Annotated in this window: 20 protein-coding genes; 7 read left to right on the top strand and 13 right to left on the bottom strand. The window is 61.0% G+C overall.

Annotated features, from left to right (window positions below; genetic code table 11):
• Positions 1 to 91: 91 nt before the first annotated feature.
• Together AB5Y90_RS15540 and AB5Y90_RS15545 are read right to left on the bottom strand one after the other, a co-directional pair.
• Entirely contained in the window at positions 92 to 535 is a 444-nt protein-coding gene (locus tag AB5Y90_RS15540; RefSeq protein ID WP_160881046.1) for a PliI family lysozyme inhibitor of I-type lysozyme, read from the bottom strand.
• A 58-nt stretch (positions 536 to 593) separates the two neighbouring features.
• The gene (locus AB5Y90_RS15545) at positions 594 to 2,627 is read right to left on the bottom strand and encodes a M13 family metallopeptidase (RefSeq protein ID WP_368167182.1); all 2,034 of its coding nucleotides are present in this window, start codon (positions 2,625 to 2,627) and stop codon (positions 594 to 596) included.
• A 180-nt stretch (positions 2,628 to 2,807) separates the two neighbouring features.
• Here AB5Y90_RS15545 and tilS point away from each other — a divergent pair, with 180 nt between their 5' ends.
• Positions 2,808 to 4,166 carry a tRNA lysidine(34) synthetase TilS gene (gene tilS, locus AB5Y90_RS15550; protein WP_368167183.1) on the top strand — a complete coding sequence of 453 codons (1,359 nt, stop codon included), beginning with the start codon at positions 2,808 to 2,810 and terminating at the stop codon, positions 4,164 to 4,166.
• Between the two features lie 89 nt (positions 4,167 to 4,255).
• On the opposite strand, the gene AB5Y90_RS15555 is transcribed toward tilS, so the two are convergent.
• Positions 4,256 to 5,158, bottom strand: coding sequence for a GGDEF domain-containing protein (locus AB5Y90_RS15555; protein ID WP_005347848.1), 903 nt, complete (start codon positions 5,156 to 5,158; stop codon positions 4,256 to 4,258).
• 118 nt (positions 5,159 to 5,276) lie between these two features.
• Here AB5Y90_RS15555 and AB5Y90_RS15560 point away from each other — a divergent pair, with 118 nt between their 5' ends.
• Positions 5,277 to 7,229 carry a monovalent cation:proton antiporter family protein gene (locus tag AB5Y90_RS15560; protein ID WP_005358805.1) on the top strand — a complete coding sequence of 651 codons (1,953 nt, stop codon included), beginning with the start codon at positions 5,277 to 5,279 and terminating at the stop codon, positions 7,227 to 7,229.
• A gap of 28 nt (positions 7,230 to 7,257) precedes the next feature.
• Here the strand turns inward: AB5Y90_RS15560 and AB5Y90_RS15565 are convergent, their stop codons facing one another.
• The 4 genes from AB5Y90_RS15565 to AB5Y90_RS15580 all read right to left on the bottom strand — a co-directional run bounded on the left by AB5Y90_RS15565 (position 7,258) and on the right by AB5Y90_RS15580 (position 10,831).
• Positions 7,258 to 8,403: a patatin-like phospholipase family protein gene (locus AB5Y90_RS15565; RefSeq protein ID WP_005347843.1), complete on the bottom strand. Its 1,146-nt coding sequence runs from the start codon at positions 8,401 to 8,403 to the stop codon at positions 7,258 to 7,260.
• A gap of 112 nt (positions 8,404 to 8,515) precedes the next feature.
• Complete coding sequence (locus AB5Y90_RS15570) at positions 8,516 to 9,394, bottom strand: alpha/beta hydrolase (protein WP_368167185.1); 879 nt, start codon at positions 9,392 to 9,394, stop codon at positions 8,516 to 8,518.
• A gap of 82 nt (positions 9,395 to 9,476) precedes the next feature.
• A complete protein-coding gene (locus tag AB5Y90_RS15575; RefSeq protein ID WP_106842413.1) occupies positions 9,477 to 10,073 on the bottom strand; it encodes a TetR/AcrR family transcriptional regulator in 597 nt (198 codons plus the stop codon).
• A gap of 113 nt (positions 10,074 to 10,186) precedes the next feature.
• Positions 10,187 to 10,831: a response regulator transcription factor gene (locus AB5Y90_RS15580; protein ID WP_076492859.1), complete on the bottom strand. Its 645-nt coding sequence runs from the start codon at positions 10,829 to 10,831 to the stop codon at positions 10,187 to 10,189.
• A gap of 171 nt (positions 10,832 to 11,002) precedes the next feature.
• On the opposite strand from AB5Y90_RS15580, the gene AB5Y90_RS15585 reads away from it, so the two are divergent.
• The gene (locus tag AB5Y90_RS15585) at positions 11,003 to 11,629 is read left to right on the top strand and encodes a glutathione S-transferase (protein WP_368167187.1); all 627 of its coding nucleotides are present in this window, start codon (positions 11,003 to 11,005) and stop codon (positions 11,627 to 11,629) included.
• A 75-nt stretch (positions 11,630 to 11,704) separates the two neighbouring features.
• Here AB5Y90_RS15585 and AB5Y90_RS15590 read toward each other — a convergent pair whose 3' ends face one another.
• From AB5Y90_RS15590 to AB5Y90_RS15610, 5 genes are all read right to left on the bottom strand, one after another.
• Positions 11,705 to 13,816 (bottom strand): alpha-amylase, encoded by a 2,112-nt coding sequence (locus AB5Y90_RS15590; protein ID WP_368167189.1) that lies wholly within the window; start codon positions 13,814 to 13,816, stop codon positions 11,705 to 11,707.
• A gap of 229 nt (positions 13,817 to 14,045) precedes the next feature.
• Positions 14,046 to 15,212, bottom strand: coding sequence for a hypothetical protein (locus AB5Y90_RS15595; protein WP_265784131.1), 1,167 nt, complete (start codon positions 15,210 to 15,212; stop codon positions 14,046 to 14,048).
• Positions 15,212 to 15,583 carry a GtrA family protein gene (locus tag AB5Y90_RS15600; RefSeq protein WP_005338463.1) on the bottom strand — a complete coding sequence of 124 codons (372 nt, stop codon included), beginning with the start codon at positions 15,581 to 15,583 and terminating at the stop codon, positions 15,212 to 15,214. Before AB5Y90_RS15600 ends, AB5Y90_RS15595 begins: the two co-directional genes overlap by 1 nt.
• On the bottom strand, positions 15,580 to 16,599 hold the full coding sequence (locus AB5Y90_RS15605) for a glycosyltransferase family 2 protein (RefSeq protein ID WP_257123486.1): 1,020 nt from the start codon (positions 16,597 to 16,599) through the stop codon (positions 15,580 to 15,582). Before AB5Y90_RS15605 ends, AB5Y90_RS15600 begins: the two co-directional genes overlap by 4 nt.
• 55 nt (positions 16,600 to 16,654) lie before the next feature.
• Entirely contained in the window at positions 16,655 to 17,200 is a 546-nt protein-coding gene (locus AB5Y90_RS15610; RefSeq protein WP_041202288.1) for a hypothetical protein, read from the bottom strand.
• A 316-nt stretch (positions 17,201 to 17,516) separates the two neighbouring features.
• On the opposite strand from AB5Y90_RS15610, the gene AB5Y90_RS15615 reads away from it, so the two are divergent.
• The 4 genes from AB5Y90_RS15615 (at position 17,517) to AB5Y90_RS15630 (ending at position 20,867) form a co-directional block, all read left to right on the top strand.
• Positions 17,517 to 18,281 (top strand): ABC transporter substrate-binding protein, encoded by a 765-nt coding sequence (locus tag AB5Y90_RS15615; RefSeq protein WP_100654294.1) that lies wholly within the window; start codon positions 17,517 to 17,519, stop codon positions 18,279 to 18,281.
• 92 nt (positions 18,282 to 18,373) lie between these two features.
• A complete protein-coding gene (locus AB5Y90_RS15620) occupies positions 18,374 to 19,858 on the top strand; it encodes a murein L,D-transpeptidase (protein WP_005358830.1) in 1,485 nt (494 codons plus the stop codon).
• Positions 19,859 to 20,022: 164 nt separating this feature from the next.
• Positions 20,023 to 20,568 (top strand): DUF882 domain-containing protein, encoded by a 546-nt coding sequence (locus tag AB5Y90_RS15625; RefSeq protein ID WP_005338458.1) that lies wholly within the window; start codon positions 20,023 to 20,025, stop codon positions 20,566 to 20,568.
• A gap of 47 nt (positions 20,569 to 20,615) precedes the next feature.
• Positions 20,616 to 20,867 (top strand): hypothetical protein, encoded by a 252-nt coding sequence (locus tag AB5Y90_RS15630; RefSeq protein ID WP_005338457.1) that lies wholly within the window; start codon positions 20,616 to 20,618, stop codon positions 20,865 to 20,867.
• Between the two features lie 84 nt (positions 20,868 to 20,951).
• Here AB5Y90_RS15630 and AB5Y90_RS15635 read toward each other — a convergent pair whose 3' ends face one another.
• A complete protein-coding gene (locus tag AB5Y90_RS15635; RefSeq protein ID WP_005338456.1) occupies positions 20,952 to 21,566 on the bottom strand; it encodes a trimeric intracellular cation channel family protein in 615 nt (204 codons plus the stop codon).
• Between the last annotated feature and the right edge of the window lie 124 nt (positions 21,567 to 21,690).

Consider the following 21,690-nt stretch of genomic DNA (forward strand, 5'->3'; position numbering starts at 1 on the left):
GCGAAGGTGAGCTGATGACTCATGATGAACCCTTTTTCATGGCTCCAGATGACAAACATGATCTCATATCAGGGACTTGTTCGCACCTTCCTTAGTCCTGCGGGCTTTTGAGCGCCTTGACCACATCCTCTTTGGGCTCCAGCTCCTTGACCTGATTGAAGATCTCCAGCTCCCCTTGCGGGCTGACGGTGTAGGCATCGGCATCCTGATAGCTGCCGCTGCCGGCGCTCTCGATGATGACCACCAGCTCGGGCTGCTTGTCGCCATTCAAATCGACCAGTTTCAGCTCCCGGATAAAGCCGTTGCGAGCCATCACCTTGCCATCCTGAAACTCATCCAGTGGAAACTGGGCGTTCTGGCCCGAATAGAGCCGCACGTCATAGCTGCCGATGGAGGCGGGCTCACCGGTCCCCTGCGCCACCCTGATCACCTGCCCGGAGGGGAGGGTCAGTTGCTTGCTAAATCCCTCTTCGGCTTGTGCTTGTGCCGCCAGCGGCAGGGTCAGCAGCCCTGCCATCATCAATGCTCTGTTCATCTTGCAACCTCTTGCTGTCTCTTGAGTGCGGGCTCCCGGGGAGCCCGCCGTGATGTTGCTACCAGATCTTCACCCGCTTCTGGGGCGGTAGATAGAGTTTGTCACCCGGCTGGATGTTGAATGCCTCGTAGAAGGCGGGAATGTTCGGCACCACGCCGTTGACCCGGTACTCGGGCGGCGAGTGGGGGTCGGAGCGCAGCAGCATCTGCATCAGCTCGGGGCGATACATCCCCTTCCACACCTGAGCCCAGCCGAGGAAGAAGCGCTGTTCGCCGGTGAAGCCATCCAGCACCGGTGCCTCCTTGCCATCGAGCGACAGTTCGTAGGCCTTGTGAGCGATGGTGAGACCGCCCAGATCGCCGATGTTCTCCCCCAGGGTAAACTGGCCGTTGACGAACTGGCCGTTGATGGGCTCGAAGCGGTTGTACTGGGCCACCAGCCGGCTGGTGCGAAAGCGGAACTCCTTGAGATCTTGCGGCGTCCACCAGTCGCGCATCATGCCGTCGCCGTCGGATTTGGCCCCCTGATCATCAAAACCGTGGCCCATCTCGTGGCCAATGACCCCGCCGATGGCGCCGTAGTTGACCGCATCATCCGCCGTCATGTCGAAGAAGGGGGGCTGCAAGATGGCCGCCGGGAAGACGATCTCGTTGTTGCTCGGGTTGTAGTAGGCATTCACCGTCTGCGGCGACATGTGCCACTCGTCCCGGTCGACCGGCTTGCCGAGGCGCGTCAGACTGTCTGCGTATTCAAAGGCTTGCGAGCGTTGCAGGTTGCCCACCAGATCATCCGGTTTGATGGTGATGGCGCTGTAATCCTTCCACTGGTCGGGGTAGCCGATCTTGGGGCGGAACTTGGCCAGCTTCTCGAGCGCCTGGGTCTTGGTCTCGGGCGACATCCAGTCGAGCTCCTTGATGCTCTGGCCGTAGGCGGTGCGCAGGTTCTCCACCAGCTGCTCCATCCGCTCCTTGGCCGCTGGCGGGAAGTAGCGGGCCACATAGAGCTGGCCGACCGCTTCACCCAGATGATCGTTCAGCACCCCGAGCGCCCGCTCCCAGCTGGCGCGCTGCTTGGGCGTGCCGCTCAATGTAGTGCCGTAGAAGGCGAAGTTGGCGCGGTCGGTCTCGCTGTCGAGATAGGGGGCGTAGTCGGTCAGCAGTTGCCACTTGAGGTAGGCCTGCCAGTCAGCGATGGGGGTCTGGGCCATCACCTGATCCAGCGCGCTCAGATAGGTCGGCTGGCCGATGATGAGCTCCGGCTGGCCAGCAATGCCCGCGGCATTGAGATAAGCCTGCCAGTCGAGATGAGGGGCGAGCCGTGCCAGTTCACTGGCGGGGCGCTTGTTGTAGTTCTTCTCCCGATCCCGCAGGGTGACGTTGTCCCACTGGATGGTGGCGAGCCGGGTTTCGAGGGCCAGAATCCGTTTGGCCTTGCCGCTCGGGTCAGATTCCCCGAGGCGGCTCAGCATGGCGGCGATATGCTGCTGGTACTTCTGGCGCAGGGCCTGACTCTCGGTATCCTGCTTGAGGTAGTAGTCCCGATCCGGCAGCCCCAGTCCCCCCTGATAGAGGTAGACTGCATAGCGGTCGGGGGACTTGGCATCGGCGTCGATCCAGATGCCAAACGGCGCGCCGCCGCCCATGCGGCCCGACTGGGCAAAGGCACGGGCCAGCGCGGCCTGATCACCGATCCGATCGATGTCGGCCAGCGCCGGTGCCAGCGGGGTGAGCCCCTTGGCGTCACGACCTGCCTGATCCAGATAGCTGGCGTAGAGATCGCGGATCTGCTGGGTCGGCGTGCCGGTGGCGGCCTCCTGCTTGGCCAGCCCCTCGACCAGCACCCGCACATCGGCGAGGGATTTGTCCCGCAGCATGTAGAAGGCGCCATCGGCGGGGCGATCGTCGGGGATCTTGGCGGTGGCGAGCCACTTGCCATTGACGTAACGGAAGAAGTCATCGCCGGGTTTGACCTGGGTGTCCATATTGGCCAGCGCCAGCCCGGAGTGTTTGGGGGATTCTTGCGGTGCCTGACTGCAGCCAGCCAGCAGGGCCAGTCCAATCAGGCCGGCCAGTAAGCTTTTCTTATTGTTCATCTTGTTTGATTCCAATTCGGGTTGTTTGCTTCCCTGCCCATCTTCCTTGCTCCAACCTGTTGTGCGACCGCCTTGCGGCCAGCCTGGTGGAGAGGGAGGGCGAGCCTCACTCTAGCAGCAGGGTTGCAGCTTGATAAGCCCGACTCTGCTAAGATCGGCCGGTCCGTTTTGGGGAAGCCTATGATTTCTCATCTTTATTCTCGCTTTTGTCTGACTATGCCAGCGCCGGAAGGTTCCACCGGTCTGCTGGTGGCCTTCAGTGGCGGCCTCGACTCCACCCTGCTGCTGGTGCTGGCGGCGCAGTATGCCCGCGAGCACGGCCTGCCAGTTCGCGCCCTGCACGTGCACCACGGCCTCAGTTCCCATGCCGATGAGTGGGTCACTCATTGTGAAGTCGTGTGTCAGCAATTGGCGGTGGAGCTGCTGGTCGAGCGAGTGACTCTGGCCCGCGGCAATGGCGAAAGTCTGGAGGCGCAGGCCCGCACCGCCCGTTACCAGCGGCTGACCGCCCGGATGCGGGAGGGGGAGTGGCTGCTCACCGCCCACCATCAGGACGATCAGCTGGAGACCCTGCTGCTGGCCCTCAAGCGCGGCGCCGGTCTGCGTGGACTGGCGGGGATCCTGCCAAACCAGCCCTTTGCTGGCGGCCTGTTGCTGCGGCCGCTGCTCGATATGAGTCGCGCCGAGCTGGCCGAGGCGGCGGCGAGCCTCCCCTTTGGCTGGGTGGAGGATGAGAGCAATCAGGATGTGAGCTATGACCGCAACTTTTTGCGCCAGACGCTTATCCCCCAGCTCAAGGCGCGCTGGCCCGCCATGGCCCAGACCGCGGCGCGCAGCATGGCCCTGTGCGCCGAGCAGGAAGCGCTGCTGGAGGAGCTTGCCGAGAGCGACTGGCAGCTGGCGGGCGAGGGGGAGGCGCTCCATATCGGCCCGCTGCACGCCCTCTCACCTACCCGGCGCAACAACCTGCTGCGCTACTGGATCCGCCGTCAGGGGGGGGATATGCCATCTCGTGAGCAGCTTGCCCGGCTCTGGCAGGAGGTAGCGCTGGCGCGCGGCGATGCCAATCCCCAGCTCAACTGGGGGCGCCAGAGCTGCCGCCGTTTTCAGGAGCGGCTCTATCTGGTGAGCCCTGATCTGCAACCTTGCCATCAGGTATTGCCGTTGACCGTGGGTGAGCCGCTGACCCTGCCGGACGGGTTGGGCGAGCTGGTGGTGCGCATGGCGGAGCACGGCGAGGATCGGCTGCGCTCCCCCCGAACGGACGAGCCGCTCTCGGTGCGTTTTCAGGTAGCGCCCGGGATCCCCCTCAAACCGGTGGGGCGAAGCGGTAGTCGGCGGATGAAGAAGCTGCTGCAGGAGTATGGCGTGCCTTCGTGGCAGCGGGGGCGCATCCCCATCCTCTACTATGGCGAACAGGTGGCGGCGGTGGTGGGGCTCTTTGTCTGCGACGGTTTTATGGCACAGGGGGCCGGGCTGGTCTGTCACTGGCAGGGGGGCGGTGCAGTTCCGGTTCTACCCGAGCAGGATCTTGCCTGAGGTGACCTCGGTGTGAGGGAGGATTAGCCCCAAAAAAAGAAGCTCCGGTCACATGGCTCGCATGTGCCGGAGCAAAGAAGAGTTCGGGATTATTCGTTAGGGCTGGCCTTGCCTGCTTTCTTGCGGGCGTAGAGGTGACTGTCGGCCGCCTCGTAGAGGCTCGGCACATCGACCCCGGATTGCCAGCTGGCGGCGCCAAGGCTGCATCCGACCGAGAAGGTGCTGAGCTCCTTGTTGGTCATCAACATGTGCTGCAGTCGCAGCCAGACCGGGCGCCACGCCTCGGGTTCGGCCGGTTGCAGCAGCAGGGCAAATTCATCTCCCCCGAGCCGGAAGGCTTGATCCGTGCTGCGGATGCACCCCTTGAGCAGCTGGGCGAAGCGGCTCAGCACCAGATCCCCCACCGGATGGCCCCAGGTATCATTGATCTGCTTGAAGCGATCGAGATCCAGCAGCACCAGCACCAGACCGTGGGGCTCGCGGCTGTGCTGCTCGATGGCGCGACCGATAGCCTCGTCAAAGTAGGAGCGGTTGCCAAGGCCGGTCAGGTGATCGAGCCGGACCAGCTGATCCAGTTTTTCCAGCCGCAGATAGAGGGGCAGCAGCAGGCAGAGCAGCTGATGGTATTGCATCAGTACCCGTTGCTGGCTGCCGCTCAGCGGATGTTCCAGCTCGTAGTGGAGCTGGCCGAGCAGCTGGCCATGCTGACCGCGCAGCTCGAACGGATAGTTGTGCAGGTTGAGGGTGGCCAGCGGCGGGTGCTGGATCAGCACATGGGGCTGGCCACAATCGAGGTAGAGACCGTGGATCCTGACAATTCTTGCCGCACGATCGGCAAAAGTTGTCAGCAGACCACCGAGATCGCTCTGCCCCAACAACTGCTCGAGCAACTGGTTGCGTTCAACGCTGGGCAACGGCGTGAGCCGCTCCATCTGGCGAACCCACTGCTCGATGCCATGGCTAAAGCCATTAAGTGACGACGTATTTTCCATGGTCTTCCACCTGTAACACCTGACTACTGTCTCCTCCCTGCAATTGGCATGCCCAATATATCTTTCCTGCCCGCCAGATCGGCTGACTAAGCTTAAGTCGATAAAAGGAGAGGGAAATTTGTACACCGACCTGTTGATCCTGCTGTTCGCCGCTGTTCTGCTGGTGGCAACTTTCCGGCGCCTCGGCTTGCCGGTCATCCTTGCCTACCTGATTGCCGGCGTCTTGCTCGGCCCCCACGGGCTGGCGGTGATCACCGGTCAGTCGATCATGCAGACCATTGCCGAGCTGGGGATCGTCTTTCTGATGTTCTCGCTGGGGCTGGAGTTCTCCCTGCCAAAATTGCTGGCGATGCGCCGGTTGGTGCTGGGGGTCGGGATGTTGCAGGTGCTGCTCACGTCACTGCTCTTTTTCGCCATCGGCTGGTGGTGGGGGCTGGGTCTGGCCCAGTCGCTGGTGGTGGCGGGAACGTTGGCACTCTCCTCGACGGCGGTGGTGATCAAGCAGCTCGGCGAGCAGAAGCAGCTCCATACCCGCCGCGCCCAGCTGGGGGTGAGCGTGCTGCTGTTTCAGGATCTGGCGGTGGTGCCCCTGCTGGTGATGATCCCTATTCTCGCCCAGCCGGAAGTACAAGGGAGCGCCCTGGCCGCCGAGATCGCCTGGGCCACCCTCAAGGGGCTGTTTGCTCTCTTCACTCTGCTGGCGGTGGGCAAGTGGTTGCTGCCGCTGCTGTTTCACGAGGTGGCGCGAGCCCGCTCCGACGAGTTGTTCGTGCTGAGTGCCCTGCTGGTGGCACTGCTGGCTGCCTACATGACCCATTCGCTCGGGTTGTCGATGGCGCTGGGGGCATTTCTGGCGGGGATGATGCTGGGGGAGTCCCACTACCGTCATCAGCTGGAGGTGGACATCAAGCCCTTTCGCGACGTGCTGATGGGGCTCTTCTTTATCACCATCGGCATGGCCATGGAGTGGGAGCTGGTGGCGCGGGCTTGGTGGCAGGTGCTGATCTGCGTGGTGTTGCTGGTGCTGTGCAAATCCCTACTGGTGCTGCTGGCCGGGCGGCTGATGGGGGAGCGAAAGCGCGACAGCATGGCCGCCGGCATCATGCTGAGTCAGGTGGGGGAGTTCGGCTTCGTGTTGCTGGCACTGGCACTGCACCACGGCCTGCTGGATCAGCAACTGGTCTCCCTGCTGATCGGCATCGGCATCATCTCCATCGCCATGACCCCCTGGCTGGTGACTCAGGCCCATTCGCTGGCCCGCAGCCTCACCGACCCGGCGCTGCTTACCCGCTCCGAAGTCGCCCAGTCGGGCCTGAGCAAAAACCAGCATGTCATCATCGCCGGGTTTGGCCGGGCCGGGCAGACCTGTGCCCGCTTTCTCAAGATCGAGGAGATCCCCTTTCTGGCCCTCGATCTTGACCCGGAGCGGGTGAGCGAGGCCAAGCTGGCGGGGGAGCAGGTGGCCTTCGGCGATGCCAGCCGCCGCGATATTCTGCTGGCCGCCGGGTTGTTGCGGGCACGGCTGGTGATCATCACCTTCGATGATCGCAAGCGGGTGGAGGCGATGCTGGCACTGATCCGCGAATTGGCGGGGGATCTCAAGGTGCTGGTGCGCACCCGGGATGACAGTTTTCTGGAGCAGTACAAGCAGGCGGGGGCGTTTGAGGTGATCCCTGAATCCCAGGAGGGGGCCCTGATGCTGGTCTCCCACCTGCTGCTCAACTGCGATATCCCCATCGGTCGGGTGATCCGCCGGATGGAGCTGGAGCGCAGCAGCCAGTATCGCTTCCTGCACGGCTTCTACTGGGGGGATCAGAGTGCCAGCAATCTGGAGGCAGATCAGCTGCTTGAACGCCTCCATCCGCTGTTGCTGCACGATCAGGCGTGGGCGGTGGGCCATGAAGTGCGCGAGCTGCCGCTTGATGAGGTGCGGATCAAGGAGGTGCAGCGCGGCGATCAGAGTCTGGAGCCCAGACCCGAGCTGGTGCTGGCGGCTGGGGATCGGCTGATCTTGTTTGGTACCGTGGTGGCGATGGAACAGGCTGAGCAGCGTTTGCTGGAGGGGCGCTGAGTCACCTTGCACTCATCGGTTGCCCCCTTTACTCCCGCTCTTTTGGTAGCCCTTCGATATCGAGGAAGGCGACGACTCTCTCCCGCTCCCTCAGGGTGTCCTGATAGCCCAGCTTGATCAGCTGCTGGCAATAACCCGGATAGAACATCAAAAAGCTGGCCAGACTGCTGGTCTCATCCCCCTTCACGCCCAGCACCCGCAACAGGCGGCGCAACTTTAGCGGCAGTTTGCGCAGGTAGGCCAGTGCGATGGTGTCGAGATCCTGACTCGGTTTCAGCACGCAGGTCTCCACCCGTTTCAGCTTGAGGCGATTGCGCTCCCGCTCAGGGATAAGATCCAGAGTCTGGTTGATACGCCACAGCCGCTCCAGATCGGAGTTGAGAGTGTCGGTAAAGACGGTATCGAGCAGATGGCTGGCGATATTGGAGCTGGTGAGATGGCCGTGATGATGGGTCGGCGCCGAGTGCGCCGGCGGATCCAGGGTGATCAACAGGATCCGCTCCGCACCCAGATGGATGGCGGGGCTGAGCGGGCTCAGCTGGTGGATGGATCCGTCGCCGTAGAACTTCTCGCCGATCCGGGTGGCCGGAAAGACGAAGGGCAACGCCGAGGAGGCGAGCAGGTGCTCAGATGTAAGCACGGTGCGTACCCCGCGCCGTCTGGCTCGCTCCCAAGGATGGTGGTCGGCCCGCCCCTGAAAGAAGGTGGTGGAGAGGCCGTCATCGTAATCCGACGCCGTGATGGCCAGCGCCTCTAGACTGCCGTAGAGGATGTTGTCATCGATGCGGTGATAGTCGATGAGCTGATCCAGCAGGCGGTGCAGCGGCGCGTTGTCAAAGAGGTGAAAGGCGTGGTTGGTGTGGGGATTGATCAGCCCCGCCGACCCTTCGTACATCAGCCGCCACAGCAGGCGCCCCGGGTGAAAATCGAAGATGTGGTGGGTCTCGAAGCGGCGCCAGACCCACTCCAGCTTGCGCACCCCCAGATGGAAGCAGGAGGCGTAGCAGGCGAGCGCGGTGACGTTGATGGCCCCCGCCGAGGTGCCACACAGGATGGGAAAAGGGATGCCGAGATTGCGCGGGTAGAGCTCCGCAATCGCCTTGAGAGCGCCGACCTGATAGGCGGCGCGAGCACCGCCACCGGTGAGCAACAACGCTGTATTGGGTCTGGCCATATGCTGGCGCCTTATCGTGTTCTGACAAGAATGTTCCCACTGACAAGTTAACTATAAGGCGCTGTATCAAATATAAAAACGGGCGCTCGCCCGTTTTTTTCATGGCCCCATGTCAAAGGGCGCGGTGAGGATTTTCCGGCCGAGCCAGCTGATCGAAGGCGGCGAATACCGGGGCGCTGGCGAGGATGCGACCGTGGCCCAGACCCCGGGTGCTCACCAGCCGGGTATGACCATCCTGACTGGCCCGCAAGGAATCGCCGTGCGGGGCAAATCTGTCCTCCTCGTCGTGCACTATCATCGCCGCGCCGCTGCGACTGGCGAGGCGACCCAGCGGATCGACCGTGCTCAAGGGGTGCTGGTACTCTTGCTCAATCTCCTTGACCACCGCATCAAACAACCGGATGGAGTAGCCGGAGCGCGCCACCATGCCGTAGAGCTGGGGCACATAGTCGAGCACCGGTGAAATCAACAGCAGCGGCAGGGTATCGATACCCGGCTGACGGCTGGAGAGAGTGACGGCGCCTCCCATGCTATGGGCGATGACGCCGTGCAGCGGGCCTGCTTCGCTGGCCAGCTTGGTCGCCAGCTCGTCGAAGGCGCGTACGAAGCGGGGCAGGTGGCCAGTGTTGCCTCCGCTCTGGCCGTGGGCCGGATGATCGTAGGCAATGGCGGTGAAACCCTGCGCGGCGATATGGCTCATCAGTGGATAGAACTGGCTGGCGCTGCCGGACCAGCCGTGCATCAGCAGCCACAGCGGCCCCTGACCGAGCCGATAGCTCATCAATACCCCTTCGCTGGTATGGACGGCCTGCTTCACCAGACCGGCAGGTTCGTGGCCACCCCGCTGGTTGCGCTGGGGGGTGAGCAGCAACTTGCTAGCGGTACGCTTGGCATGGGTGGGGGCGAGTCTGTGGTGCAACCGGGTGCCTATCCCCAGCAGCCATTTGCTCGGGCTGAAGCGGCGGGTGTTGAAGTAGATCTTGCTGCTCATGGTCATCCTGTGGTTTTTATGTGCGAACGGTCGTGCTTTTTTGTTGGTTTTTAAAAATTAGTGTTGAACGGATGCCAAAACATCAGCGCCAGCTGCTCAGCAGAGCGTCCACCTCGGGCCAGAAGTGGCGGGCCGGATCCTGACACAGTTCGAGATCGTTGAACACCTGATCCGCCAGATAGAGGCCATAGAGGCGGTAAACGGCGCGCCAGGGATCCATCTCCTGTCGCCACTCGCCTGCGGCCTGACCCTGCACCACCTGACGGGCCAGATAGTCGAGCCAGAAGCGCACCAGTTGCCGGGCGGCTTGTTGCACAGGGCTCTCTTGCTCATGGCCATCCTGCACCGAGGTCCAGGCATCGAGGAACATGCAGCGTCCGGCGAAGCAGTGGTTCCACGCCTGCCAGGCCCGCAGCAGGGCGATCAGCTTGTCGTGCTGGCTTTGGTGCTCCTGCTGACGTACCGGCTGGATCACCCGCAGCCGGAACACCTCGGCGGCGTACTCCAGCACGGCTATCTGCAGATTGTCTCGGGATTGAAAGTGGGCAAACAGGCCGCTTTTGGACATCTCGCAGGCGCTGGCCAGCGAGCCGATGGTCAGGCTCTCCAGCCCTTGCTGGCTCGCTTGCTCAAAGGCGGTCTGTAAAATGTTTTCCCGGGTCAGGCGCCCCTTGCTCATCACTCTCTCCTCGTTGGCGCTGGCAGCATAAAGTACGATCGTGCTAATTGTCGAGCAACAATTAGCCAGCATGGCTGGCTATGTCGTCTCCGGCGTGTCACTGCGCGCGGGTTTCAGCTCTCCTTGATATCGAGCTGTTGCAGGGCGATAACCGCCTGAGTGCGGTTCTTGACGCCCAGTTTTCTGAAGATGGCGGTGATATGGGCCTTGATGGTGGCCTCGGAGACGTTGAGCTCCCAGGCGATCTGTTTGTTCAGGCTGCCATCGCGCAGCATGATCAGCACCTTGTACTGCTGGGGGGTGAGGCTGGCCAGCTTGCTGGCGAAATCGGGGCCGTCTTCCGATTCGGGATGAAGCGAGATGCCTTCCGGTACCCAGTTATCCCCCCCGATCACCGTATTGAGAGCGTTGACCAGCTCCTTCATCGGCACCGACTTGGGAATAAAGCCGAGCGCCCCGAGCCGCAGCACCTGCTGGATGATGGCCGCATCTTCCGAGGCGGAGACCACCACTATGGGAAGGTCGGGATACTGGCCGCGCAGGTGGGCCAGCCCCTCGAAGCCATTGGCCCCGGGCATCTTGAGATCGAGCAGCAACAGGTCAACTTCGGGGTGCTCGCCGAGCAGGTTGGTCAGGCTGTCGATGGAGTCCGCTTCCAGCAATTGAGCGTCGTTGATGGCCATGTGCACCGCTTGGTAGAGGGCGCCCCGAAACAGGGGGTGGTCATCTGCGATGACGATGGTAAATTGGCTGTCCATATTTCGGTTAATGGCTCACATTGTTGCTAACTGATTGTTTTGAAAAATCAAACTAGCATCGCTCACCAAGAGGGTCAAACCCGCCGGTGCGCAAATGTGAAGCGACCATCGGATGTTTTGCCATCAAGGGCAGACAGGCCGGTCGCAGGCAACTCATGCAGGAGGCAACAGATGGGTTCCTTGGTATTGGCGGTGGGCACCGGCTCCACCTGGGCTATGCGGGCGGCACTGGTGCTCGCCATGAGCGGGTTGACGTGGCAGGAGCAGGTGTTCGATCTGGAGGATGCCAAGTCGCTGGCCCGGCTCAAGCGGCTGGCACCGGCCGGTCTGGTGCCCTGGCTCGAACACGATGGCGTGCGGGTTCACGACTCGCTGGCCATCGCCGAATATGTTCACGAGCTCTGTCCCGACCGCCAGCTCTATCCCGTTTCGCTGGCCGAGCGGGCACTGGCTCGCAGCCTCTGCGCCGAGTTGCACGCGGGATTTCGGCAGATCCGTTCTCTGCTCCCCTTCTTTCTTGGGGCGCCAACCCGTATCGATCCCCCGGTGGAGGCAGTCGGTGAGCTGGCCCGTTTGCAGGAGATCTGGTCGCAGACGCGGGGCCCCTTCTACTTTGGCGAGGCGGGTATTGTCGATGCGTTCTATGCGGTGATGGCGTATCGGCTGGCCAGCTACGGCATCCTGTTGCCCGGTCAGGCGGGAGTCTATCAGCAGGCGCTGCTCTCTTGGCCTCTGTGGCAGGAGACCCTGCTCAAGGCGCGGTTGCAGTGGCCGGTGGCGGCGCGCCAGTCACAGTGAGCCTTGGCAGATAGATAAACGAGAGAGGGGAGCCAGTGGCTCCCCTCTCTGTTGCTGGTATATATGGCCCAAGAGTTACTTCTGCCGACCGGCAAAGACCACCACCACCTTGTCATCCCCCTTCTCCCGCACGAAGGCGTAGGGGGCATCCGAGAGTTTCTGGTGGCTGCCTGCCGCAATCGCCGGATGAGCGGCGCGGAACTGGCCCAGTTGCTGCCAGTGCTTGACCAGCTCAGCCTTGTCTCCGCTAGCCAGATCCTGCCAGTTCATGTCCGAGCGCAGCGCCTGATCGAACACCCCGCCATCCTTGGCAAGCCCCCGGCCGGACTCGTCGCCGTAGTAGAGCTGGATGCCGCCTGGCAGCAGCATAAAGCTGTTGGCGACCCGGCGCTGTAGCGGCACATCCTGATAGTCGCCAAAGAACAGCTTGGTGTCGTGGGAGCTGATGTAGCTCAGCACGTTGAACTCGGGATCCTGATTGATGCGGCTGGCGTAGCTGGCATAGGTGGGCTCGGCGCTGGCCATGCACTGGGCCTGGGGCAGGGCGAACTCACGCTGATAGTCGAAGTTGATCAGGGAATCGAAACCGTTCTGATACCAGAAATCCTTGGCGACCCCGTGATCCCATACCTCGCCCACCATGTAGAAGGGCAGATCGTCGAGGGCCTTGCCCGGGTTGTTAGTCTTCCACTCCTTGAGCGCAGCGGTGCCCGCCTGCTTGAGCTTGGCCCACACCTCGGGCTCCAGATGCTTGACGGTGTCGGCGCGGAAGCCGTCGATGCCAAAGCGGCGCACCCAGTCGGTGTGCCAGGCGATCAGGTAGTCGCTCACGGTAGCGTCGGGCAGCGCCTTGGCGAGGGTATCCTTTTTCGCGGCCAGCAACGGCGGCAGCCCTACCGGTTTGGTCGATTCGGTCAGAAAGTCCGGTAGCCCCGCCACCGAGCCGGTGACATCGTCGGTGCCTGGCTGCGGGTAGCCGGGCAGACCGGCGCGCACCCAGTCACCACTCCACCACTTGTTCCACGCGGGTGATTGATAGTCGATGAACTGGTTGTAGCCATGCCAGTTGAGGCCGCCGCTCGGGCGCCACTGGTTCCAGACGGTCGGCAGCTTGGCTGTGTTCTGGGCCAGCTCTGTGAGCCCCAAATCCTGCAAGTCGGCGAGGGTAGCGTAACCGGCGTGGTTCATCACCACGTCTAGGATGATCCGCATGCCGCGCTTGTGGGCCTCATCCACCAGGGTTTTCAGACTCTCTTCATCGCCGTAGTTGGGGTCAATCTTGGTGAAGTCGAGCGCCCAGTAGCCGTGGTAGGCGTAGAAGGGGAAGTTGCCCTGCTCACCACCGCCGATAAAGCCGTGAACCTGCTCCACCATGGGGGTGATCCAGATGGCGTTCATGCCGAGGCTCTTGATGTAGTCGAGCTTCTCGGTCAGCCCCTTGAAGTCGCCGCCGTGCCAAGTGGCCACCTCGTCTTGACCATCCTTCTGGCGGCCGAAGCTGTGGTCGTTGGCGGGGTCACCATTGTGGAAGCGATCGGTCAGCAGAAAATAGACGCTCGCCTGATCCCAGCTGAATGGTGCTGGCTTGGCTGCCTTGACCGGCTCGAGCAGCAGCAGGCCGCCGCTCTCTTTGCTCGGGGTCAGGGTCAGTTTGCCCTGTTTGACCACCGCCTCCTGTTTCGAGTAGGCATCCCTCAGTCGGGTACCCTCGGGCCAAACCCCTTTCAGGGATACAGTGACCGGGCCGCCATCCCAGCTGATGCAGGGCTCTTCTGGTGGCTGGCGTTTGAATTCGCTCTTCTTGGTCGCCCGCAGCACCTTGAGGCTGGGGGTATCCGGGTTGAAGGTGAACTGATACTCCCCGGCCAGCATCACCCGAAGGGTAAAGCTCTGATCCTTGCTGCATTTGTCCATGGGCTGGGCGGTGCCGAAGGGGAGTGGCTTGCTCTCGCTCGGGCCAAAGCTGGTGCCGCAACTGTTGCCTGCGTCGCTGATGCGGATCTGGTGGCTCCCCTTGGCAAGGGGATGGGTCAGCTCCACCGTGCCCTTGTCCAGCGCGATCGGGGCCGCCACCGGTTGACCATCCACATAGAGGCGAACCTCGGGGGCGGCCATCGCCTGTTGGGTGAACAGAGGGGCGGCCAGCAGGGCGAGCCAGAGAGGGGATAAGTGATGAGCACGACGCATAAGCCATTCCTTGAGCAGGGCAGTTCGGACAAGGGCCCATTCTAGGAGCAGCAAAGCGCGCCTTGGATCGGCAAAACGTCGATTTGTGACATCAGTTCAAATGGTTACGTTTTCAAGCCGAGGAAAGTGTGATGGAGAGGAGGTGGGACGCCCTGTCGATAAAAATAGTGGCCATAAAAAAATGCCGGTCAGGTGACCGGCATTCGGGGTGTCAGGCATTGTCGTCACATCAGACGGTGAAGAACTTGAAGTTGACGAAGGCCACCGCGATGAAGGAAGCAACCATGCCGCTGATGCAGAGTACTGCCGGGCGGATGGCGGGCCAGCGATGGGTCAGCAGAATGATGGCCAGCAGGGTCGGGTAGAGCCCGAACATGTAGCGTGGCATGGCGTTGAGGCCGGTCATCAGCGGGATGGTGCAGCAGATGAACATCAGGGTCGCTTCCGCCCAGCGTTTCTGGCTGAACAGGTAGCCGTTCAGGCACCAGCCGAAGATCACCATGATGGAGAGGTAAGCCTTGCGACCGCCCAGCTCGAAACCGCTCAGCCACCAGTCCAGCGGGCTGTCCATGTAGCGACCCCAGGCCACCTGAATGTGTTTGAAGGCGAAGGCATCGCCGGTCAGGTGATAGAGGTAGACCATGTAGGCAAACAGGCCAAACGGGATCATCCAGAGGGTGAACACCACCTTGAAAGCACGCTCGGTAAAGCGGAAAAATTCCCGCCAGCCGTAAGCTTGCAGCGCCAGGATCAGCACCGGGAAGACCATCATCACCCCCAGGTTGCGGGTGGCGGAGATACCGACCCCCAGCACGGCCACCATCAGCCACTGCTCCCGATAGGCGAACAGGAACATCCCCAGCATCAGCGCCATAAAGGTCGACTCGGTATAACCGGAGACGAAGTAGGCGGAGAAGGGGGAGAAGGCGAGCAGCCAGACGCCGAAGCGGGCGGTATCGTCACCCAGCTTGAGCTGACGCAACACCAGCAGCATCAGCGGTAAACTGGCGAAGAAGGAGAGGTTGGTAACAATGATGAGGCCGATCAGGCTCTCGACATTGAACAGGTTGGAGATGGCACCGGAGACCATCGGATAGAGCGGCATAAAGGCCCAGTTGGCCGCATTGCCCTTGCTCAGCCAGCGCGGGTAGAGATCGTAGCCGTTCTCGATGATGCGCTGGAACCAGACGCAGTCGAACTGACAATAGGCCTGCAGCGGGCCGATGTCGGGGGAGCCATAGAGCTGGACACCGAAGTAACCCATGCCATACAGCGCCACCCGGCTCAGCATGAAGGCGGCGATGATCATCAGCCAGTCACGACCGCTGATGCGCAGTGACGGGCGATAGGGGAGTGCAGCCCCGGTTAGCGGGGCAGTATTGGTCATATCATTCATCAGGCAAAAACCCAGACGCGAGAGAGAACGTAAGTGAGGACGGTAACGGTCAGGGTGGCGATGACCACCGGCAGCAGACCGGAGAGCCCCGCAAACAGCAGGCCGCTCAGGATCAGGTTACGCACCGCCAGCGAGAAGAGGGCGACCAGCAGAAACTTGCTGGCGGCTCCCTGCTTCTGGAAGGTGATGTAGCGGTGACCAAAGAAGGAGAACCAGAACGCGATGGCAAAAGCCAGCGTGGTAACCAGGTGCTCCGAGATGGTGGGCCAGGTATGAAACAGTGCGATGGAGGTGCCAAGGTCGACGAGGGTAGCCCCCCCGCCGACAAAACCGAAACGTACCAGCCGCCAGAATTCCTCGCGGGAGATCATTGAGGCGCTTGCTCCTGCTGCTCTTGCGGGTTGCTGTCAGCGCTCTGCGGTTTGGCCGCATCCTGCTTGGCATACTGGCCATAGACCCCTTCAATGAGGTAGACCGGGCGCTGTTTCACTTCCACGAACATGCGGCCGATGTACTCGCCGATGATGCCGAGCGACAACAGCTGGATACCGCCGAGGAACAGCACTACAGACATCAGGGAGGCGTAACCGGGCACGTCGATGCCGAAGAAGATCACCTGGGTGATGATTTTCAGGATATAGAGGAAGGCAACCAGCGAGACGCTGACCCCCACATAGCTCCAGACCCGCAGCGGCCAGCTGGAGAAGCTGAGCAGACCGTCGAGGGCGAAGTTCCACAGTTTCCAGTAGTTGAATTTGGTTTCACCGGCGTGACGGGCCGGGCGCTCGTAGGGGACGCCAACGGCACGGAAACCGGCCCAGGCAAACAGACCCTTCATGAAGCGGTTGCGTTCCGGCAGCAGCTTGATCGCCTCGACCACGCGACGGTCGATCAGGCGGAAGTCACCGGCGTTTTCCGGCAGCTTGGTGCTGGTGGAGAGGGCGTTGAAGAAGCGGTAGAAGCCACCGGCAGTCAGGCGCTTCATCGGGGTATCGGCGCTGCGATCGACGCGGATGCCGTAGACGGTGTCATAGTCACCGGTCTGCCACAGTTTGACGAACTCCAGGATCAGGGCGGGCGGGTCTTGCAGATCCACGTCCATCGGCACGATAGCATCCCCTTTGGCCTGATGCAGACCGGCGGTCAGGGCCGCTTCTTTACCGAAGTTGCGTGCCAGGTTGACCAGGGTCACGCGCGGGTCACGGGCGATGGCCTGTTCGACCACTTCACGGGTGCGGTCACGGCTGCCATCGTTGACGAATACAATTTCAAGCTGGTCTTTCAGCGGGGCCAGTTCGTTGTCTATCGCGTTGATGAAGGCATCGATGCTCTCTTCCTCGTTGTAAACGGGAACGACCAGAGAGAGTCGAAAATCTGTATGCGACATAAGAACGTCCTTATTTGGGATAGTTGTTTTTATAAAATGGTATTCGGGGCAAGGATCACTGGGCTACGGTCAAACGTACCGACTGCACATTGATGGGAGTAGGTGCCGAGAGCGCCAGAAAATTGGGGCGCTTGGGATCTGCCGTGAGCGAGTCGCCGGGCAAACTGAGGCGGATTTCGTTGATGCCCGCTTTGGCCAGTTTCACCGTGGTGGTGAAGTCGTGACCCAGCGCCACTTTCAACAGGGCACCGGCTTCCGGGCTATTGATGCGGGCCTGTACGGTAAGTTGATCCGGATTGGCCGCCTGCTTGGGCAGCACAAAGTAGAGACCGCCCTGACCGCTGAGCAGGGTACCTTCGTCGCTCGGCTTCTTGGCCCAGCCTTCGCTGGAGAGGAAGCGGCTTGGCTTGGTCAGATTGAGCTCGTTACCCGGCTGATAGGTCATGCTGGAGTTGTGTTCCCAGAAGCGGGTCTTGCCTTCCAGATAATAGAGTTTGTAGGCCAGGCTCACGTTGGGGTGAGCAGCCAGATAGAGGGTGTAAAGATAAAAACCGCTTAACGCCAGAATGGCAGTCAAAAAACCGAACTTTTTGTACGTCATATCACTCTCTATGCCTGACAGAATGGGTAGGCCGATGTCGCGCATATGCTAATCCAATTGCAAAAAAAGCATAGTGGATCACAAAAAAATATTTGGTCACATATTAACCCCTTTTTACCCCTGTTCCAAACGTTGCTGTTTCCCGGTTAAACAGGTCTGGCGGGGCGCCGGTTGCCAGTGGTGCTCCGGCGGGGTATTTGGCAAATAGACGTGCTTTGCTGCGTCATTTTCTAGCGGATGCGATAGTCATCTGGCCTCTATCGCCATTTTGCAGGGAGCGATTTATGATGACTCACCTATTCGTCAAGGATGATATATGAAGTGGCTCTCTTGCTGTCTGTTGCTTGGATTATGGGCGCCAATGACATTGGCCAGGGCCCTGTGTCCCGAGCCCATTCAGATCGGTTACGATAACTGGCCCCCCTACCATTATTACGAAGCCGATTCACCGCAAGAGGTGCGCGGTTATGCCGCAGAGGTGCTGACGGCTGTGCTCACTTCCATGCACTGCAAGGTCAACTATGTGGAGCTGCCCTGGAAGCGGATACTGCACGAGATGGAGCATGGCGAGATAGACATGGCGATGGAGGCGAATATCAATGATGAGCGCGCTCGTTATGCCTGGTTTTCCGACTCCTACAACCCGGGGCGGACCTTGCTGTGGATCCGCAAGGGCAGCCACTATCCCGAGCAGGATCTGGCGAGCTGGCTGGCCAGTGGTTACTCCCTCGGTGTCACCAAAGAGTACTTCTATGGTGATGAAGTGATGTCGCTGCTCGCTCGCTATGCCAAACAGGTGAGTGCGGTGAGCGACCAGCAAAATTTTGAGAAGCTGGCCCGCGGGCGGATCGACGGTTTCCTTGGTGACATGCTGGCTACCCCCAGCGCTCTTAACAAGGAGGGGATGAGCGGTCTGTTCACCAGTCACCCCATGGTGGTATCTGAATCGCCGAGCTTCTTTATGTTGGGCAAACGCAGCGTTTCGCCGCAGTTCTTGCAACAATTTAATCAGGCGTTGGCGCGGTTCAAGGAGACAGATGCGTATGACATTATCTGGCAGCGTTATGCCCCCGGGCGCTAGCAAAGTATTGGCCGTTCACGCATCATGAGCGGCCTGAGCATCGGGTCTGCTTGTCAGGCCTGACAGAGTGAACAAACCGTTTTGAGGTACCCATGGGGATGAAGTATTGGCTGGCCCTTGCCAATCTGGTGTGGCTGGGATGTTTGCCCGCTGGCGCGGTACATGCGACCGAAGCACAAGTTGTGGTGGCGGCCAGTGAAACCGGACACGACTGGTATCAGGGCAGTCAGGCCGAACAGGCCCGTGTCGAGCTGGAGCAGCAGTTGCAAGAGGCTGTGCTTGCCCAGCTGCATCCCGATTTTTTCACGCTGTGGAAGCGTCTGCAGGCCACCCCTGCAGACAAGCGTGGTGCCATATATGACGACATTTTTACCAAGCTGAGCCGTTTCCAGCACGCCTGGCGGGGGATGGATCTGGTCTCTCGCGAGCAGATGAAGACCCTCAAGCTCGATTTGAACCGCCCTGTAGTGACCCAGCCCAGCGATGATGACCTGCTCACCCAGGTGAAATCCCTGCGCCCCCAGGTGGCTGAATACGAGGCGGTGCGAGCCAAAGTGCACAAGCTGCTGGCGATGCCGATGGCCAGCAAGTGGCCGACCCTCGATATGCCGACCCTGCGTGCCGGAGAGAGCTCAGCCGAGCTCGGCCAAATCCGCGCCATGCTCAACGAGCTGGGCGACAGCGCCCCGAGCCATGGTGATCAGATTTACGATGGTGATACCGAGCAGGCCATCAAGCAGTTTCAACGTCGTCACGGTCTCACCGCGGACGGCATCATCGGTCGTCAGACCCGCTCCTGGCTCAATACCGGCCCGCAAGTGCGCGCCAGCCTGCTGCTGCGCAACCTGTGGCGTCGTGATCTGGTGGATCAGCTCGCCGGTGGCCGCTACGTGCTGGTCAATATTCCCGACTACCGTCTGAGCGTGGTGGAGTCCGGCAACGAGGTGTTTACCAGCCGGGTCATCGTCGGCAAGGAGCAGCGGGCCACCCCCATTCTGGCCAGCGAAATTCGCTCCATCGTGCTCAACCCCTCCTGGCATGTGCCGCGCTCGATCCTGAGCAAGGACATCCTGCCCAAGCTGGGTCGCGATCCCGCCTATCTGAGTCGTGAGCAGTTCGAGGTGATCGACAGCGAGGGCAATCCGGTCCAGTTCACCGAAGAGGGGTGGCATCAGGCGCTGGCCGCCGGTTTCCCCTATCGCCTGCGGCAAAAGCCGGGTGATCACAATGCCCTGGGGCGCTACAAGTTCTACCTGCCCAACAATGACGCCATCTATCTGCACTCCACCCCGCGCAAGGCGCTCTTCGAGCAGGGGGCGCGCGCCTTCAGCTCGGGCTGCATCCGGGTGGAACATGCGGACGATCTGGCCGAGCTGTTGCTGGCGGACTCCCGCTATCAGCCGGACAAGGTGGCCAATATCCTCAAGGAGAGCCAGACCAAATGGTTGCCGCTCACCACGCCGATCCCGGTCTTTACCGTCTACTGGAGCAGCTGGATCGACGAAAATGGTCGCCAGCAATTGCGTAACGACATCTACGGATTTGATCGGGTCAGCTTCCAGAGCCGCCTGCTGTGATCCTTGCCACAGAGTGAAAAGCCCGGCCTGTGCCGGGCTTTTCTATGGGCGATTGCGGTTTGACAGGGCCCCCCGCCGGAGGGTAGTTTCAAGCGCCTGTATCACATTCAATCAGTGATCTTATTCAACTATTTTCGCTTGAATCTGCGATGGACGAACCCCTTATGCTGGAACAAGAGATAAGTCGACGTCGCCTGTTGCTGGGAGCCGGTTGCCTGTTGGGCAGCTCGCTGATCTCCTTCCCTGCACTGGCCAGCCGCAGTACCACCGGGCGTGAACTCAGTTTCTTCAATCTCAATACCGGCGAGCGGGTGCGCGCCAGCTATTGGGAAAATGGCCACTATCTGAGCGACGGGTTGGCCGAGCTCAACCACATTTTCCGCGATTACCGGCGCAATGAAGTGTTCAACATCGACAAGAAGTTGTTTGATCAGCTGTTCCTGTTGCAGCACAAGCTGGGTCGGCGCAGCGAAATTCAGCTGATCTCCGGCTATCGCGCCCCGGCCACCAATCGCCAGAAGCGTCACAAGAGCCGCGGCGTGGCCAAGCACAGTTACCACACCCTGGGGCAGGCGGTGGATGTGCGGATCCCCGGCGTACAGCTGGCCCATCTGCGCAAGGCGGCGCTCCAGCTCAAGGTGGGTGGGGTTGGTTACTATCCCCGTGACAACTTCGTTCACCTCGATACCGGCCCGGTGCGCAGCTGGTAAAGGGGATGGCAAGCTGCCAAGCTCTTCCCACCAGAGAGGAGATAGCGATGAAAAAGATAGTGATTGGCGGCCTGATCGCCCTGTTGTTGACCGGTTGCAGCAAGCTCAACCGTGAAAATTACGACCAGTTGAAGATGGGGATGAGTTACGCCGAGGCCAGCACCATTCTGGGCAAGGCGGAGCGTTGTGACGATGCCTTGGGCACTACCAGCTGCCTCTGGGGCGGGGAAGGGAAGAACATCAAGATCCGCTTTATCGCCGACAAGGCGACCTTCTTCAGCTCGGAAGGGATTAACTGAGTCGCAGACCGTCCATGAAAAAGCGCCGCTCGGGCGCTTTTTTGTTGCTCGCAATCCAACCCGACTGGCCAGAAGCTGGCGTACTCAGTGGGTCGCGTACTGGTAGTTGAAGGTGGGCAGACCCCACTTGAAGCGTACCGCCAGCAGCCGCAGCACAAAGCCGATCCCGATGGAACCGAACGCCGCCCAGTTGGTCGGCAAGCCCTGATCCAGCGCCAGACAGTAGAGGGCTGCGGTGATCAGCGAAATGGCGGCATAGAGCTCGCGACGAAACACCAGCGGAATCCGCTGGCAGAGCAGATCCCGCAGCACACCGCCAAAGACCCCGGTCACCACCGCCATGATGCAGGCAATACCGGCGCCGTGGCCCATATCCAGCGCTCGGGCCGCACCGAAGATAGAGAAGACCACCAGTCCCAGCGCATCAAGGGCCATGAACAGCTTGCCGAGGTAGCGCATCAGGGGGGCGGAGACCACACCCGCCATCGCGGCTGCGGCAACCAGCAGCACGTATTCCGGATGTTCAATCCAGAGCAGCGGATAGTGGCCCAGCAGCACATCGCGAATGGTGCCACCACCGATGGCCGTCGCCGAGGCGATGATCACCACACCAAACAGATCCATCCGTCGCCGACCCGCGGCCAGCGCGCCGGTCATCCCTTCGGCCACCAAGCCAACCAAGAAGAGTGCATGTAACATGAGATATCCCAGGGAACGAGAAAGGCCAGAATCCTACCAACTCGTGTCATATGGGACAAGCTATCGAATGCATGCATTAATTTAATTCATGCTAAATACGAAAAAGGCACCGTTTCGGGTGCCT

Origin of the sequence: Aeromonas sp. R4-1, assembly GCF_040908325.1 — a bacterium.
Taxonomy (GTDB): Bacteria; Pseudomonadota; Gammaproteobacteria; order Enterobacterales; family Aeromonadaceae; genus Aeromonas; species Aeromonas veronii.

Excerpts from the sequence above, each read along its gene's own strand:
- AB5Y90_RS15590 (WP_368167189.1), bottom strand. The coding sequence starts at position 13,816 with ATGCGTCGTGCTCATCACTTATCCCCTCTCTGGCTCGCCCTGCTGGCC.
- AB5Y90_RS15615 (WP_100654294.1), top strand. The coding sequence starts at position 17,517 with ATGAAGTGGCTCTCTTGCTGTCTGTTGCTTGGATTATGGGCGCCAATG.
- AB5Y90_RS15595 (WP_265784131.1), bottom strand. The coding sequence starts at position 15,212 with ATGAATGATATGACCAATACTGCCCCGCTAACCGGGGCTGCACTCCCC.
- AB5Y90_RS15570 (WP_368167185.1), bottom strand. The coding sequence starts at position 9,394 with ATGAGCAGCAAGATCTACTTCAACACCCGCCGCTTCAGCCCGAGCAAA.
- AB5Y90_RS15605 (WP_257123486.1), bottom strand. The coding sequence starts at position 16,599 with ATGTCGCATACAGATTTTCGACTCTCTCTGGTCGTTCCCGTTTACAAC.
- AB5Y90_RS15610 (WP_041202288.1), bottom strand. The coding sequence starts at position 17,200 with ATGACGTACAAAAAGTTCGGTTTTTTGACTGCCATTCTGGCGTTAAGC.
- AB5Y90_RS15625 (WP_005338458.1), top strand. The coding sequence starts at position 20,023 with ATGCTGGAACAAGAGATAAGTCGACGTCGCCTGTTGCTGGGAGCCGGT.
- AB5Y90_RS15565 (WP_005347843.1), bottom strand. The coding sequence starts at position 8,403 with ATGGCCAGACCCAATACAGCGTTGTTGCTCACCGGTGGCGGTGCTCGC.
- AB5Y90_RS15575 (WP_106842413.1), bottom strand. The coding sequence starts at position 10,073 with ATGAGCAAGGGGCGCCTGACCCGGGAAAACATTTTACAGACCGCCTTT.
- AB5Y90_RS15540 (WP_160881046.1), bottom strand. The coding sequence starts at position 535 with ATGAACAGAGCATTGATGATGGCAGGGCTGCTGACCCTGCCGCTGGCG.
- AB5Y90_RS15555 (WP_005347848.1), bottom strand. The coding sequence starts at position 5,158 with ATGGAAAATACGTCGTCACTTAATGGCTTTAGCCATGGCATCGAGCAG.
- AB5Y90_RS15635 (WP_005338456.1), bottom strand. The coding sequence starts at position 21,566 with ATGTTACATGCACTCTTCTTGGTTGGCTTGGTGGCCGAAGGGATGACC.
- AB5Y90_RS15630 (WP_005338457.1), top strand. The coding sequence starts at position 20,616 with ATGAAAAAGATAGTGATTGGCGGCCTGATCGCCCTGTTGTTGACCGGT.
- AB5Y90_RS15620 (WP_005358830.1), top strand. The coding sequence starts at position 18,374 with ATGGGGATGAAGTATTGGCTGGCCCTTGCCAATCTGGTGTGGCTGGGA.
- tilS (WP_368167183.1), top strand. The coding sequence starts at position 2,808 with ATGATTTCTCATCTTTATTCTCGCTTTTGTCTGACTATGCCAGCGCCG.
- AB5Y90_RS15545 (WP_368167182.1), bottom strand. The coding sequence starts at position 2,627 with ATGAACAATAAGAAAAGCTTACTGGCCGGCCTGATTGGACTGGCCCTG.
- AB5Y90_RS15585 (WP_368167187.1), top strand. The coding sequence starts at position 11,003 with ATGGGTTCCTTGGTATTGGCGGTGGGCACCGGCTCCACCTGGGCTATG.
- AB5Y90_RS15580 (WP_076492859.1), bottom strand. The coding sequence starts at position 10,831 with ATGGACAGCCAATTTACCATCGTCATCGCAGATGACCACCCCCTGTTT.
- AB5Y90_RS15600 (WP_005338463.1), bottom strand. The coding sequence starts at position 15,583 with ATGATCTCCCGCGAGGAATTCTGGCGGCTGGTACGTTTCGGTTTTGTC.